The organism is Pseudoalteromonas lipolytica, from assembly GCF_900116435.1.
Classification (GTDB): domain Bacteria; phylum Pseudomonadota; class Gammaproteobacteria; order Enterobacterales; family Alteromonadaceae; genus Pseudoalteromonas; species Pseudoalteromonas lipolytica.
This window is the reverse complement of the sequence record NZ_FPAZ01000010.1, coordinates 89166-103446: the sequence shown is the minus strand read 5'-3', so window position 1 is coordinate 103446 and position 14281 is coordinate 89166. Positions and strand designations below refer to the sequence as shown.

Sequence of the window (14281 nt, the reverse complement as noted above, 5' to 3'; positions counted from 1 at the left end):
GCAACAAGGAATAATTATTATGCTTACAATGAACAACATCAGCAAAGTGTATCAAACAGACATGGTACAAACTCATGCATTACGTGATTTCAATCTCCATGTAGAAGAAGGTGAATTTATTGCTGTTACTGGCCCGAGTGGTTCAGGCAAAACGACCTTTTTAAATATTGCCGGTATGCTAGAACCGTTTTCAGAAGGCCAGTATCTTTTAGATGGTATTGATGTAGGTGGTCTTAACGATAATCAGCGTGCTGATTTACGGAACCAAAAAATAGGCTTTATCTTCCAGGGATTTAATCTGATACCTGATTTAAATCTATACGAAAATATTGAAGTACCTCTGCGATATCGAGGAATTAAAGCTGCTGAGCGTAAACGTCGTATTGAACAATGTTTAGAGCAAGTAGGTTTAGCGTCACGTGCTAAGCATTTACCGCAACAACTTTCAGGTGGGCAACAGCAACGCGTGGCCATTGCCAGAGCACTTGCGGGTGAACCCCGTTTTTTACTTGCCGATGAGCCAACGGGTAATTTAGACAGCTTAATGGCGCGCCAAGTAATGGAATTGCTCGAACAAATTAATCGTGATGGCGCCACCATTGTCATGGTTACTCACGACCCTGAACTTGCCCGAAGAGCCCCGCGAAATATCCAAGTGGTGGACGGTCAACTTGCCGATTTCACGCTTTACCAAGGCACGCAAAACCTCAAAGCGGCAGGAGTATAGTCATGTTCCTTCATTATCTAGATTTAAGTTGGCGAAGCTTTAAGCGCACGCCCTTAGTGAGTTTTTTAATGGTATTAGCGATTGCCATTGGCATTGGTGTAACGATGACAAGCTTGTCGGTGTATCACATGATGTCTGCCGATCCGATCCCGCAAAAGAGTAGCCAACTATACAGTGTGCAATTGCAAATAATGGACGAGGGTTCAACTTGGTGGACAAAAGATAATTTACCAATGCAATTAACCTATCAAGACGCGGTTAATTTAAATAAGGCAGAAGCCGGAGGTAAGCGCGTCACGATGGTGCGCACTGGGTTTTCTGTTTATTTAGACTCCGATACCGTAAAACCATTTATTGGTCAGGCGCGTTTAACAACCCCCGACTTCTTCGACATGTTTAACTTATCATTTTTATACGGTGGCGTGTGGAGTCAGCAACAAGAAGCAACTGCTGCACCTGTAGTCGTTATCAGTAAAAAGCTCAACGACAAACTATTTGCAGGAGAAAACTCTGTTGGCAAAATTATCTACCTTGATGATGCAAGCTATGAAGTGGTTGGGGTTATGGATGACTGGAATATTACGACCAAATATTACGATTTAAATAACGGCGCATTTAATAAAACCGAGCAACTCTACCTGCCTTTTAGCTTATTAAAAGCACGTGAGCTTGAAAACTGGGGCAATACAAACGGCTGGAAGCACGAAAAAACCAATACGTTTAACGACAAGCTTAATTCTGAATTAGTTTGGCTGCAATTTTGGGTCGAACTAAAAACACCCGCAGAAAAGCAAGCGTATGAAGATTTCTTAATGGCTTATATGCAAGAACAGCAAAAGCGTGGTCGCTTTAACCGCGAAAAGCTTGAAGCGAAATTGCGTGATGTAAACGAGTGGATGGAATACAACAATGTAGTAAGTGAAGATAACGAAATTCTCGTTGGCCTAAGCTTTATGTTTTTAGCGGTATGTTTGGCAAATATTCTAGGCTTATTACTGGCTAAATTTCTTCGCCGTGCGCCAGAGGTTGGCGTACGCAGAGCTTTAGGCGCAAGCAAACGCCAAATTTTCTTTCAACACATTGTCGAAGTGGCTATGCTCGGATTTTTAGGCGGTATTTTCGGGGTTATTTTAGCCCAAGTGGGACTTTTAGGTGTGCGCCAAAGCTACAGCTACTATCAAAGCTTAGCCACCATGGATTTAACCATGTTACTTAGCGCCCCTGTGATAGCAATTAGTACCTGTGTAATCGCAGGTCTTTACCCTGCGTGGCTGGTGTGTAAAACCAACCCTGCTATTTACCTTAAGAGCCAATAAGGAACTGTGTTATGTTAGAAATTAAACCTATATTTCATGCCTTATGCCGCTCAAAGGTTGGGGCTATTCTGTTACTAATTCAAATTGCCATTACCACAGCAATCGTCAGTAACGCCGCGTTTATTATTCAAGATAGAATTAGCTATTTAAGCCAAGAAACAGGCTACCCAGAACAAGACATTTTTATTTTCAATGTGATGATGTTCGGACAAGACACCTCGCCAAGCCAACAATACGAGCTTGATGAAGCTATGTTACGTCAAATTCCTGGGGTGGTTGATGCTGCTTACTCTAGTACCACACCTCTTTCGGGCAGTGGTTCATCATCTGACTTTAGTTTAAAACCGGCGCCACAAGAGAGTAAATCGGCACGTAGCTCATATATGTTTATCGACGAGCACGGCATTAACACGTACGGTGTTAACTTAATTGCTGGGCGTAATTACAGCGAAGACGAAGTGATCGTAACAGAGAATTACGATGAGCTTTCGAAGGTCATCGTGGTGAGTAAAAGTCTATCTGATGAGCTTTTCCCTGATGGTAATGGCTTAGGTCAATCTATTTACTTTGGTGATATTCCTTTAAAAATTATTGGTATTGTCGATGTAATGAAAGGCCCATGGCTTAAAGATAGTCGCCCAGATAATGTGGCATTAATTCCGTTCATTAAAGCAGGTAGCAATGCACGCTTTGTCGTAAGAACAGAGCCTGGGCAACGCCAGTCTGTAATGAACCGTGTTGAAGAAGCCATGCTTAAAAACTACAACAAACGCGTTATCTCGCGCATTCGCGGCCTTGATGAAGATAAAGAGCAGTACATGGCTGAAGACACGCTTATGATGCGTATGTTAATTGTTTTAATCACAATTTTAGTGTTGGTCACTGCGCTGGGTATCTTTGGTCTTACACTCTTTAATATTAGTAAACGCACGAAACAAATTGGGACTCGCCGTGCTCTTGGAGCAAGAAAGTCCGCCATTATTAGCTACTTTTTAGTCGAAAATGCCATGATTTGCAGTGTAGGTTTAGTAATAGGCATGATAGCAGCGATGTATTTAGGCCAATTACTGATGCAACATTTCTCGATTGCTCAGTTAGATGTGCGTTATGTAATTGCCACTGCAAGCGCTGTGTTTATTATGAGTTTGCTTGCGGTTCTTGCGCCAGCCAAACGAGCTGCGAACATTTCACCCAGCATTGCAACACGCACCATTTAGTTCTCCCAAGCTATGCTACACTGGATTTACAGTGTAGCATTTATAAGTACACACTTAAGTTGGCTCTTGCACCGGACTTACTTAACATATTTAGGAAAACAGCAAAAAAATAATAATATGGAAAAAATACTTATTGTTGATGACAACCCCGCGATATTAGACGCCTTGTCATTATTATTAGAGATCCACAATTATACCGTGGTTACTGCAAGCACCCCATTTGAAGCAATCCAAGCAGTACAGTACCAGCGTATTTCATTAGTTATTCAAGATATGAACTTTACCGCCGACACCACCTCGGGTGAAGAAGGCAAGGCGCTGTTTTATGACTTACGCGATATAAACCCATTACTGCCTATTATCTTAATCACCGCATGGACCGAGCTTGCAACAGCTGTTGAACTTGTAAAGGCGGGTGCCGCAGACTATTTACCAAAGCCGTGGGACGATACAAAACTGCTTACTTGTATCAATAATTTACTCGAACTTGGTAAAGCGAAACAACAAAATGAAACTTTCGCACGCCACCAGCAAGAACGCGAAGATTCCATTAAAACTGCCAACCTTGTCGGCCTTATTTACAAAAGCACAGCGATGGAGCATATTGTTAATCTTGCTATTCAGGTGGCAAAGTCAGACATATCAGTGCTTATCACTGGCCCAAATGGCAGTGGCAAAGAGCGCATAGCACAGATAATCCAAGCCAACTCTCTGCTTGCAGACCATCCTTTTATCACTGTTAACGCCGGTGCATTGCCAAATGAACTCATTGAAGCTGAATTGTTTGGCGCTGAAGCTGGCGCGTACACAGGTATCACCAAGCAACGCATTGGCCGTTTTGAAGCCGCCGATGGGGGCACATTATTTTTAGACGAAATAGGCAACCTACCGTTGTCCGGTCAAATGAAACTATTACGTATTCTGCAAACCGGTGAATTTGAGCGTTTAGGATCAACGCAAACTCGAAAAGTAAATGTGCGGGTTATATCAGCAACAAACGAAGATTTAACGCACGCGATTAAAGCGGGTCATTTTCGGGAAGATTTATATTATCGCCTCAATGTTATTGAGTTAAACCTGCCTAGCCTAGCTGACAGACCCGATGATATTCTTGCCCTAGTGGCACACTTTTTACCACATCGCAGTGTGTCTCTAAGCACCGAGAAAGCCCTGCTTGCCCATCCGTGGCCGGGTAATGTACGTGAACTTGAAAATGCGTGTAAACGGGCTGCCGTATTAAAACCAACTGGCACTATTGAACTTGCCGACTTTGGCTTAAACGTCGATACCACTAAAGCCACATCAATAAAAAGTGAACCGACAAAGCACGATATTGAACTGGCAATGCGCGAACACCAAGGGGTGATTGCTAAAGTTGCGCGACATTTTGGCCTTAGCCGACAAGCGCTGTATCGCAGACTCGATAAATTTAAGATAGATTACTAATGTTAAGAAATAAGATTATTCTATTGTGTGTTGTTGCAGCGGTAGTCCCTCTATTACTGGTAAGCTATTTTGCTGCTCTTCCTGGGTTATATACTTTGCTTGCGGTCATTGGTTGCGCCTTGCTAGCTGGCCTTTTGGCGTACCAGTTAAGTCGCCATTTAGCTGACGGTATTGCATCTCTTGAATCTGGATTGCTTAACTTTAAAGACGGTGAACTGGCCACCCTTTTGGCCTATGATAGCAAAGATGAACTGGGTGACTTATGCCGACTTTATAACCAAACAGCAAAGCAACTTCGCCAAGAAAAGCAATGGATATACCAACGTGAATTAATGCTCGACAAAGTACTGCAAAGCTCTGAGCAAGCGGTGCTACTTATTAACGATCAAGGTTTTATTGTTTACAGTAATCACAGTGCTCGTAGCTTGTTTGAAGCAAAATCAGCTATCGAAGGACTTAAACTAGAAAATGTGATTAGTACCTGCTCTGAACAACTGACACGTGCTATCAACAAAGGGATTGATGGCTTATTTACCCTCGATAAAACGGAACAAGAATCACAAACTTGGCATATGGCAACGGGCCGCTTATTACTTAATAATCAATACCACCAACTGTATGTGTTCAAACAGCTCACACGGGAACTCAGCCGCCAAGAGGTTGAAGTATGGAAAAAAGTAATCCGTATCATCAGCCACGAACTCAATAATTCGCTGGGCCCAATGTCATCAATGCTCCACAGCGCACAGTTATTAACAAAAGAAGTCGACGAGCCTCGTTTAAAACGCGTATTCACCACCATTGAAGACCGTATCAAACACCTTAACGAATTTGTTCAAGGCTATGGTAAATTTGCCAAATTACCCACTCCTCAGTTATCAGCGATTAACTGGCCATCAATCGTCGAGCAATTAAAAAGCCAATGGCAAGTCAATATTACTCTTGGCGATAACGTAAACACACAAGCCGATCATACTCAGCTTGAGCAACTGCTGATTAATTTATTAAAAAATGCGTACGAATCGGGTACTAAACCTGAAGACATCAGTCTGAGTATTCAACAAGAAATGGCCAGCACCCACATTACTGTGAGCGACAGAGGCAAAGGCATGAGCGAAACTGTAATGGCGAATGCACTGATCCCCTTTTACTCCACTAAATCGACAGGCAGTGGTTTAGGGCTAGCATTGTGCCGAGAAATAGTTGAAGCACATCACGGGCAAATTAGCCTTCACAACCGCGAGCAAGGTGGCTTAAGTGTGCATGTGATTTTAGCGCAATAAAAAAGCCGCTTATGCGGCTTTCTCGGCAAACTAAGTAAGATTACTCAGCGTCTTGTTCTTTGTACTTTGCAGCTGTTTCTGTGATTAATGGTTGTAATTCACCACGTTGAAACATTTCGATGATAATGTCACAGCCACCAATTAATTCACCTTCAACCCAAAGTTGTGGGAATGTTGGCCAATTAGCGTAAGCAGGTAACTCTGCACGAATATCTGGATTAAGAAGAATGTCAACGTAAGCAAACGGTTCACCACACGCCATTAAAGCTTGTGATGCTTGAGAAGAAAAACCACAGTTAGGTAATTTTGGTGATCCTTTCATGTATAAAAGGATTGGGTTTTCAGAAATTTGCTGTTTAATTTTATCGATGGTTTCCATTTACAACCTCAAAAGACATTGACTTACTACACTGGCCTTGAAAAATATTCACTGTGGCCTCAGATATATAACTTAAAATGGACTATCACAGTCACAATTTTAAAGAGTCTTTAGCAATAGCATTGCTGTTTGCTAAAACTTGAGTAAAATACTCAACAATTATAGTAACACTATAATACCATTTGGTATAGGTGAGTACGCTGTTTACCTCGCTATTACCTATAACTGAGTGGACTATCAACCAAGAAGATGGAGATAAAAAATGGCATTTGAACTACCGTCACTACCATACGCAATCGATGCATTAGAGCCACATATTTCAAAAGAGACTCTAGAGTTTCACCACGGTAAACACCACAACACATACGTTGTAAAATTAAACGGTCTGATCCCAGGCACTGAATTCGAAAACAAATCTCTAGAAGAAATCGTTTGTTCTTCAGAAGGTGGTGTATTTAACAATGCTGCGCAAATCTGGAACCACACATTCTACTGGAACAGCCTATCTCCAAACGGTGGTGGCGAACCAACTGGCGCTATTGCAGACGCTATCAACGCTAAATGGGGTTCTTTCGAAGCATTCAAAGACGCGTTAAACGACAAAGCTGTAAACAACTTTGGTTCAAGCTGGACTTGGTTAGTTAAACTAGCTGACGGCACACTTGATATCGTTAACACATCAAATGCTGCTACACCATTAACTGATGAAGGTGTTACACCAATCCTAACTGTGGATCTGTGGGAACACGCTTACTACATCGATTACCGTAATGTTCGTCCTGATTACCTAAAAGGTTTCTGGGCACTTGTTAACTGGGATTTCGCGAACGCTAACTTCGCTTAATTCTGTTTAACTTGCAGTAATTAAAAAAAGACGCTCCGGCGTCTTTTTTATTGCCTTTTTTATATCACTGTTCAGCCGCAGCCCAAGCGCCATAATAAATGCGTACCAAGATGATCTTTTTTCAATTAAATTCTTAATTTTCTTGCGCAAAAATTCAAAATCGTGACTAAGCTTTAATTAACCTTTGCTTTTTTCTTAATCTAATTACACGTCATTTTAGCGGGTTTTCGGAGGTCTCTATGAGTATTTTTGAGCATTACCAATCACGATACGAAGCAGCGCAAGAAGAAGAATACAGTATTGAGGAATTTCTCGAGATCTGTAAGAAGGACAAATCAGCTTACGCAAGCGCACCTGAGCGCCTGTTAATGGCCATTGGTGAGCCTGAAATTATTGACACATCGACCGATGCGCGGCTCAGCCGATTATTCTCCAATCGTGTCGTTGCGCGCTACCCAGCATTTCACGATTTTTATGGTATGGAAGATGCCATTGAACAAATCGTTTCTTACTTAAAGCATGCTGCGCAAGGTTTAGAAGAATGTAAGCAGGTATTGTATTTACTTGGCCCTGTGGGCGGGGGTAAATCATCTATTGCCGAAAAACTAAAATACCTGATGCAACAAGTGCCTATTTATTCAATAAAAGGGTCCCCTGTCAATGATCACCCTCTCGCTTTGTTTGATCCAAACGAAGATGCTGAACTACTCGAGAAAGAATACGGCATTAAGCCTCGCTATTTAAAAACAGTGATGTCACCGTGGGCAGCCAAGCGCTTAAGTGAGTTCAATGGTGATATAAGCCAATTTAGAGTGGTAAAACGCTACCCTTCTATTTTGAATCAAATTGCGATCGCCAAAACGGAGCCGGGCGATGAAAACAATCAAGATATTTCGGCATTAGTCGGTAAAGTCGATATTCGTCAGCTTGAGCATTTTGCACAAAATGACCCTGATGCTTACGCGTATTCAGGTGCACTTTGTTTAGCGAACCAAGGGTTGATGGAATTTGTGGAAATGTTTAAAGCACCTATTAAGGTACTCCACCCGCTACTAACGGCCACCCAAGAAGGTAACTATAATGGCACCGAAGGTATTAGTGCCCTTCCCTTCAACGGCATGATTTTAGCTCACTCGAATGAATCTGAGTGGCAAACATTTAAAAATAACAAAAACAACGAAGCATTTTTGGACCGTGTTTATATTGTTAAGGTACCTTACTGCTTACGCGTTTCTGAAGAAGTGAAAATCTACAACAAACTTCTTGAAAACAGTGAACTTCACGATGCGCCATGCGCACCAGGCACATTAAAAACATTGGCACAATTTACCACTCTTTCACGTATTAAGGAGCCAGAAAATTCAAGCATCTATTCAAAAATGCGTGTCTACGACGGTGAAAGCTTAAAAGACACCGACCCGAAAGCGAAGTCATACCAAGAATACCGTGATTATGCAGGTGTTGACGAAGGCATGACTGGGCTCTCTACACGTTTTGCCTTTAAAATTTTATCGCGAGTGTTCAACTTTGATACCACAGAAGTCGCAGCAAACCCTGTTCACTTGTTTTATGTTTTAGAGCAGCAAATTGAGCGCGAACAGTTCTCAGCCGATGTGGAAGAACGCTACCTAAGTCACTTAAAGGGCTATCTAATCCCGCAGTATGTCGAGTTTATTGGCAAAGAACTACAAACTGCCTATTTAGAGTCTTATTCTGAATACGGACAAAATATTTTTGATCGCTACGTAACCTATGCTGATTTTTGGATTCAAGATCAAGAATATCGCGACCCAGATACAGGCCAACTTTTTGATCGAGCAGCATTAAATGCAGAGCTCGAAAAAATTGAAAAGCCAGCAGGTATTTCGAACCCGAAAGATTTCCGTAACGAGATTGTCAATTTCGTACTGCGCGCACGTGCGCACAACCAAGGCAAAAACCCGCTTTGGACCAGTTACGAAAAACTTCGCACAGTGATTGAGAAAAAAATGTTCTCGAACACCGAAGATCTGCTTCCGGTTATTTCTTTCAATGCGAAAACTTCTGCCGAAGATCAGAAAAAACACGAAGACTTTGTCAACCGTATGGTTGAAAAAGGCTATACCCAAAAACAAGTACGTTTACTTTCTGAATGGTATTTACGCGTTAGAAAATCGCAGTAAAAAACGTTTGTTTCAAGGGGGTTGTTATGGCGCATTTTATAGACCGACGCCTGAATGGAAAAAACAAAAGTACGTTGAACCGTCAGCGTTTCATCAGGCGTTATAAAAAACAGATTAAAGAAGCTGTATCTGATGCCATTAATAAACGCAGCGTAACCGATACGAGCAGTGGCGAGAGTATTTCTATTCCGCAGCGCGATATTAGTGAGCCTGTATTTCATCAAGGACGTGGGGGCGATCGGGAGCAAATACATCCAGGAAATGACCAATTCTCAACGGGCGATAAAATTAAACGCCCGCAAGGAGGCGGTCAAGGGGGTGGCAGTGGCGAAGGTGACGCAAGTGATTCGGGCGAAGGCCAAGATGAGTTTGTTTTTTCTATCTCTAAAGACGAGTATTTAGATTTATTATTTGAAGATTTAGAGCTGCCAAACTTACAGCAAAATCAACTTGATAAACTCGTGCAAATGAAAACGCATCGCGCTGGTTTTTGTAGCGATGGTATGCCCAGTAATATTGATATAGTGCGCTCATTACAAGGCTCGCTCGCTCGCCGTGTTGCAATGACAGCGGGCAAAAAACGACATCTGAGCGAACTTCAAGGACAATTAGCGCTTTTGAAAGCAGAGGAAGAGCCCGACAAAGCCGCTATTGCCCTGCTTGAGCGTCAAATTGAAGAGCTTGAAAGTCGCATAAAAGCCGTGCCGTTTATTGATAATTACGACTTACGTTTTCGCAATTACGAAAAACGTCCCCACCCGACGAGTAAAGCCGTGATGTTTTGCCTTATGGATGTGTCAGGTTCGATGGATCAAGCAACAAAAGATATGGCAAAACGGTTTTATATTTTGCTGTATCAGTTTTTGACTCGCAGCTACAAAGATATCGAAGTCGTGTACATTCGCCACCATACACAAGCTAAAGAAGTTGATGAGCAAGAGTTTTTTTACTCACAAGAAACCGGTGGCACTATAGTGTCGAGCGCGCTGAAATTAATGAATGAAATTATCGCTGAACGTTACCATGCAGATGAATGGAATATTTATGCTGCACAAGCATCTGATGGTGATAACTGGGCCGATGACTCTCCTCATTGCGGTGAAATACTCCGCAATAAATTACTCAAAGCAGTACGTTACTATGCGTACATCGAAATTACGGCGCGTGCGCATCAAAGTTTATGGCGTGAGTATCAATCTATAGCACAAACACACGACAACTTTGCCATGCAACATATTCGTGGTGTAGAGGACATTTACCCTATTTTCCGTGAATTATTTAAAAAGAATCGTCAGCAGCAAGGCGCCGCATAGCCTTGCGAGTGAGGTAAAATATGGCCGATAAACGTATTAGTGACGGACCTGATTGGACGTTTGATTTATTAGCACAGTACCAAAGTGAAATTGAGCGAGTCGCAAAGATCTATAAGCTCGATACTTACCCGAATCAAATAGAAGTGATCACTGCTGAACAAATGATGGATGCTTACTCAAGCGTAGGCATGCCTATCGGTTATAGTCATTGGTCATACGGTAAAAAGTTTATTCAAACAGAGCAAAATTATAAACGCGGGCAAATGGGGTTAGCGTACGAAATTGTTATAAATTCAGACCCCTGCATTGCTTACCTAATGGAAGAAAACACCTTGCCAATGCAGGCTCTCGTGATGGCGCACGCGTGCTATGGCCACAACTCATTTTTTAAAGGTAATTACTTATTTAAAACCTGGACCGATGCAGGTTCTATTATCGACTACTTATTATTTGCGAAAAATTATATTGCGCGCTGTGAAGAGAAGTACGGTATTAATGAGGTAGAAAACCTTATCGACTCTTGTCATGCCTTAATGAACTATGGGGTTGACCGGTATAAGCGCCCGCAAAGAATTTCGCTGTATGAAGAGCAAAAGCGTCAACAAGAACGCGAAGATTATCTGCAATCGCAGGTGAATGAATTATGGCGAACTATTCCAACATCTCAACAAGAGTCGAAAAAACACGAGCGTCGATTTCCTGAGGAACCACAAGAAAATATTCTGTATTTTATAGAGAAAAATGCCCCGCTACTTGAATCATGGCAACGTGAAGTAATCCGTATTGTGCGAAAAATTTCACAATACTTTTACCCCCAAAAGCAAACGCAGGTGATGAATGAGGGTTGGGCAACGTTTTGGCATTATACGATTTTAAACCACTTGTATGATGAGGGAAAACTCACCGATGCCTTTATGCTCGAGTTTTTACAAAGCCATACCAATGTGGTTTATCAGCCGCCTTATAACAGCAATTATTATTCTGGTATTAATCCCTATGCATTGGGCTTTAATATGATGGTTGATATTCGCCGAATTTGTGAAAATCCCACTGATGAAGATAAAAAGTGGTTCCCTGAATATGCTGGAGCCGATTGGCTAGAAACCCTGCATTTTGCCATGCAAAACTTTAAAGATGAGAGCTTTATTAGCCAGTTTTTATCACCTAAAATTATCCGTGACTTCAAGCTATTTACTATTATTGATCATGAAAAAGAGCCAACCCTTAATGTCGGCGCGATACATGACGAAGTGGGCTATCAACAAGTACGTGAAACGTTATCTGCACAATATAACTTAAGTAATCATGAACCCAATATACAAATCTATAATGTTGATATTAGAGGAGATCGTTCTCTAACCTTACGCTATGTACCTCATAAAAACATTCCGTTAGCTGGCTCAAAAGATGAAGTGCTGAAACACCTTTACAGGTTATGGGGGTTTAAGGTAAAACTGGAGCAAGAATCTTCAACCGGTGAAATTTCACTACTTGGTGAATGCCCAAAAAGTGATGCACGACACACAACAGAGTAGATCACATGGATAAAAAAATACTGGTCATCATCGACGCTATCGCCGATGCCAAAACCTCGATACTTCACGCCAAACAAAAAGCGAAGGGGGTTAGGCATATTGATATCGTCGCATTTAGCTATGAAGATACCAACAGTATTTTATTTTCGATTCCACCCGAAGAAGCACTTGCTATTCAGGATAAAGAATTAGGTAAAATTCGTGACACACTATCACCTTTAATTGACAGCCATTTAGAGCAAGGTAGCTACACATTCCAAACGCTTTGGCATGAAAGTCCTGAGCAGTGGCTTGCTAATGAGCTTGATACGTCCGCGTATGAGCTTGTGATTAAAACGCGTCATATTGATGCAGAAACACAGTTTAGTGAGCTTGATTGGCAGCTTATACGCTTCAGCCCCCTACCGCTTTATTTAGCTGCTGATAACAAGTGGAAAAACAATACTAATGTGCTCGCTGCGCTCGACTTAGGCAGTGAGAAAGCCACTAAATATCGCCTTAACGAAGCAATGATAAAAATGGGTCTAGCGTATGCCGCTGATTATAAAAGTGATTTTTTTGCTTGTTATACCGTGCATGTATCGCCCTTTTTACGCGATTTGGGGTTAGTTTTTTCTGATGAGCAAGTTATTAATGCTTATGAAAAACTCCCCAGTGCCCAACGCGCTCTGATTGAGTCATATAACCTCAAAGAAAAGCTAGAAATTAAGGCAGGTATCGTCGAGCAAGTGATCCCCAGTATCGCCGCAAAACTCAGTGCAGACCTTGTAATAATGGGTACGGTGGGTAATACAGGAATTAAAGGGCATCTTATTGGTAATACAGCAGAAAAGGTTATGAAATTACTAAAAACGGATATTTTTGTGATCCCTCCTTTCGATAACTAAAGCCAGACTTAATATCAATTAGCTTAATTAGGTGGTCTATTTTGAGGCAATAAAACCGCGTTGATAACACGGCAAAAATGTCGTTATTTAGATGTTCTCGGCAATTGCGCCTACATCCATGCAGTCGTAAATCAGACATTTTTAACACAGGTAGTGACAGGTTTAATGCCTCAAAAAGATTAAGTCTTGTTTTGCAATTGGTGTCATAAGTCTGAATAAGCCGTCACTTTATTACGGCCATTTTGTTTAGAGTGGTATAAGGCTTGATCAGCTGCTTCAATCCACTTTTCATAACGCTCAAACTTTTTCTCATCAGAGCACGCAAAGCCTATACTCACCGTGAGTTTAATTTGTTTATCACCAAAATAAATTGATGAATTTTCAATAAGAGCACGTAAACGCTCTGCAAAGATCATTGCACCTTCATGATCCGTATCAAGCAAAGTTACGGCAAACTCTTCACCACCATAACGGCCTGCTAAATCAGTTTCACGTAATGTTTTTCTCAATAAATCAGCAATATGACGCAGTGCTTCATCACCAGCACGATGTCCATGCTCATCGTTAACGGTTTTAAAATGGTCGATATCAAACATTAATAACGTACTGCAGCCACCGCTTCTGGAAATACGCATGTATTCTTTACGTAGTTTTTGCTCCCAGAATCCGCGATTAGTTAGCTGTGTCAATGCATCAGTGCGACTCATTTGTTCGAGCTTCGCATTAACGTCTTCAAGTTCTTTTTTATTCACCGCCTCATCGGTCACATCGTAAATAATAATACAGATATGTGATACTTCGCCGGTCGTTGTGGTGAGCGGAATAAAGGTAGCATTTTGATACATATGATCCGCTTTACCGGTAATTGGACGGTAGTTTTTAAAACGGAAAATATAGGGTTGCTGCTCCCAAATCGTGAACGAGCGATTATTAAGAATAAACACAGATTCAGACTTACTACGAAACCATTTTTCATCAATTGATGGAAAGAGATCAAATAAGTCTTTGTCTTTTACCGCGCTTGGCAATAAACCCGAATGGTTTTCCATAAAACCATTCCAAATGCAGACTTTATAGTCTCTATCAAGCACCACAAGACCTACATCAACGGTATTAAACATATCCATTAACCAATGGAGTTCATTCATATTAAAATCGGCTGCAGGCATAGT

The 14281-nt window shown here is 41.6% G+C and carries 12 protein-coding genes; 10 read left to right on the top strand and 2 right to left on the bottom strand.

Annotated features, from left to right (window positions below):
* Window positions 1–19: 19 nt before the first annotated feature.
* The 5 genes from BM378_RS12270 (at window position 20) to BM378_RS12250 (ending at window position 5989) form a co-directional block, all read left to right on the top strand.
* A complete protein-coding gene (locus BM378_RS12270) occupies window positions 20–727 on the top strand; it encodes an ABC transporter ATP-binding protein (protein ID WP_036967628.1) in 708 nt (235 codons plus the stop codon).
* Between the two features lie 2 nt (window positions 728–729).
* Window positions 730–2043 carry an ABC transporter permease gene (locus tag BM378_RS12265; protein WP_036967626.1) on the top strand — a complete coding sequence of 438 codons (1314 nt, stop codon included), beginning with the start codon at window positions 730–732 and terminating at the stop codon, window positions 2041–2043.
* A gap of 11 nt (window positions 2044–2054) precedes the next feature.
* Window positions 2055–3260, top strand: coding sequence for an ABC transporter permease (locus BM378_RS12260; protein WP_036967624.1), 1206 nt, complete (start codon window positions 2055–2057; stop codon window positions 3258–3260).
* Between the two features lie 117 nt (window positions 3261–3377).
* A complete protein-coding gene (locus BM378_RS12255) occupies window positions 3378–4706 on the top strand; it encodes a sigma-54-dependent transcriptional regulator (protein ID WP_036967620.1) in 1329 nt (442 codons plus the stop codon).
* Window positions 4706–5989 carry a sensor histidine kinase gene (locus BM378_RS12250; protein ID WP_036967618.1) on the top strand — a complete coding sequence of 428 codons (1284 nt, stop codon included), beginning with the start codon at window positions 4706–4708 and terminating at the stop codon, window positions 5987–5989. Before BM378_RS12255 ends, BM378_RS12250 begins: the two co-directional genes overlap by 1 nt.
* 40 nt (window positions 5990–6029) lie before the next feature.
* Here the strand turns inward: BM378_RS12250 and BM378_RS12245 are convergent, their stop codons facing one another.
* Complete coding sequence (locus BM378_RS12245) at window positions 6030–6368, bottom strand: Grx4 family monothiol glutaredoxin (RefSeq protein ID WP_036967616.1); 339 nt, start codon at window positions 6366–6368, stop codon at window positions 6030–6032.
* 262 nt (window positions 6369–6630) lie between these two features.
* On the opposite strand from BM378_RS12245, the gene BM378_RS12240 reads away from it, so the two are divergent.
* From BM378_RS12240 to BM378_RS12220, 5 genes are all read left to right on the top strand, one after another.
* Window positions 6631–7212: a superoxide dismutase gene (locus tag BM378_RS12240; protein ID WP_036967613.1), complete on the top strand. Its 582-nt coding sequence runs from the start codon at window positions 6631–6633 to the stop codon at window positions 7210–7212.
* A 239-nt stretch (window positions 7213–7451) separates the two neighbouring features.
* Window positions 7452–9374 (top strand): PrkA family serine protein kinase, encoded by a 1923-nt coding sequence (locus BM378_RS12235; protein WP_036967610.1) that lies wholly within the window; start codon window positions 7452–7454, stop codon window positions 9372–9374.
* A 26-nt stretch (window positions 9375–9400) separates the two neighbouring features.
* Window positions 9401–10687 carry a YeaH/YhbH family protein gene (locus tag BM378_RS12230; RefSeq protein ID WP_036967607.1) on the top strand — a complete coding sequence of 429 codons (1287 nt, stop codon included), beginning with the start codon at window positions 9401–9403 and terminating at the stop codon, window positions 10685–10687.
* A gap of 20 nt (window positions 10688–10707) precedes the next feature.
* Entirely contained in the window at window positions 10708–12222 is a 1515-nt protein-coding gene (locus BM378_RS12225; RefSeq protein WP_036967604.1) for a SpoVR family protein, read from the top strand.
* Between the two features lie 5 nt (window positions 12223–12227).
* Window positions 12228–13109: a universal stress protein gene (locus BM378_RS12220; protein ID WP_036967600.1), complete on the top strand. Its 882-nt coding sequence runs from the start codon at window positions 12228–12230 to the stop codon at window positions 13107–13109.
* A gap of 203 nt (window positions 13110–13312) precedes the next feature.
* Here BM378_RS12220 and BM378_RS12215 read toward each other — a convergent pair whose 3' ends face one another.
* Window positions 13313–14278, bottom strand: coding sequence for a sensor domain-containing diguanylate cyclase (locus tag BM378_RS12215; RefSeq protein WP_036967597.1), 966 nt, complete (start codon window positions 14276–14278; stop codon window positions 13313–13315).
* Window positions 14279–14281 lie beyond the last annotated feature (3 nt).

What these genes read in the sequence shown, in the direction of transcription:
- BM378_RS12270 (WP_036967628.1), top strand. Translation starts at nt 20, where the DNA reads ATGCTTACAATGAACAACATCAGCAAAGTGTATCAAACAGACATGGTA.
- BM378_RS12265 (WP_036967626.1), top strand. Translation starts at nt 730, where the DNA reads ATGTTCCTTCATTATCTAGATTTAAGTTGGCGAAGCTTTAAGCGCACG.
- BM378_RS12260 (WP_036967624.1), top strand. Translation starts at nt 2,055, where the DNA reads ATGTTAGAAATTAAACCTATATTTCATGCCTTATGCCGCTCAAAGGTT.
- BM378_RS12255 (WP_036967620.1), top strand. Translation starts at nt 3,378, where the DNA reads ATGGAAAAAATACTTATTGTTGATGACAACCCCGCGATATTAGACGCC.
- BM378_RS12250 (WP_036967618.1), top strand. Translation starts at nt 4,706, where the DNA reads ATGTTAAGAAATAAGATTATTCTATTGTGTGTTGTTGCAGCGGTAGTC.
- BM378_RS12245 (WP_036967616.1), bottom strand. Translation starts at nt 6,368, where the DNA reads ATGGAAACCATCGATAAAATTAAACAGCAAATTTCTGAAAACCCAATC.
- BM378_RS12240 (WP_036967613.1), top strand. Translation starts at nt 6,631, where the DNA reads ATGGCATTTGAACTACCGTCACTACCATACGCAATCGATGCATTAGAG.
- BM378_RS12235 (WP_036967610.1), top strand. Translation starts at nt 7,452, where the DNA reads ATGAGTATTTTTGAGCATTACCAATCACGATACGAAGCAGCGCAAGAA.
- BM378_RS12230 (WP_036967607.1), top strand. Translation starts at nt 9,401, where the DNA reads ATGGCGCATTTTATAGACCGACGCCTGAATGGAAAAAACAAAAGTACG.
- BM378_RS12225 (WP_036967604.1), top strand. Translation starts at nt 10,708, where the DNA reads ATGGCCGATAAACGTATTAGTGACGGACCTGATTGGACGTTTGATTTA.
- BM378_RS12220 (WP_036967600.1), top strand. Translation starts at nt 12,228, where the DNA reads ATGGATAAAAAAATACTGGTCATCATCGACGCTATCGCCGATGCCAAA.
- BM378_RS12215 (WP_036967597.1), bottom strand. Translation starts at nt 14,278, where the DNA reads ATGCCTGCAGCCGATTTTAATATGAATGAACTCCATTGGTTAATGGAT.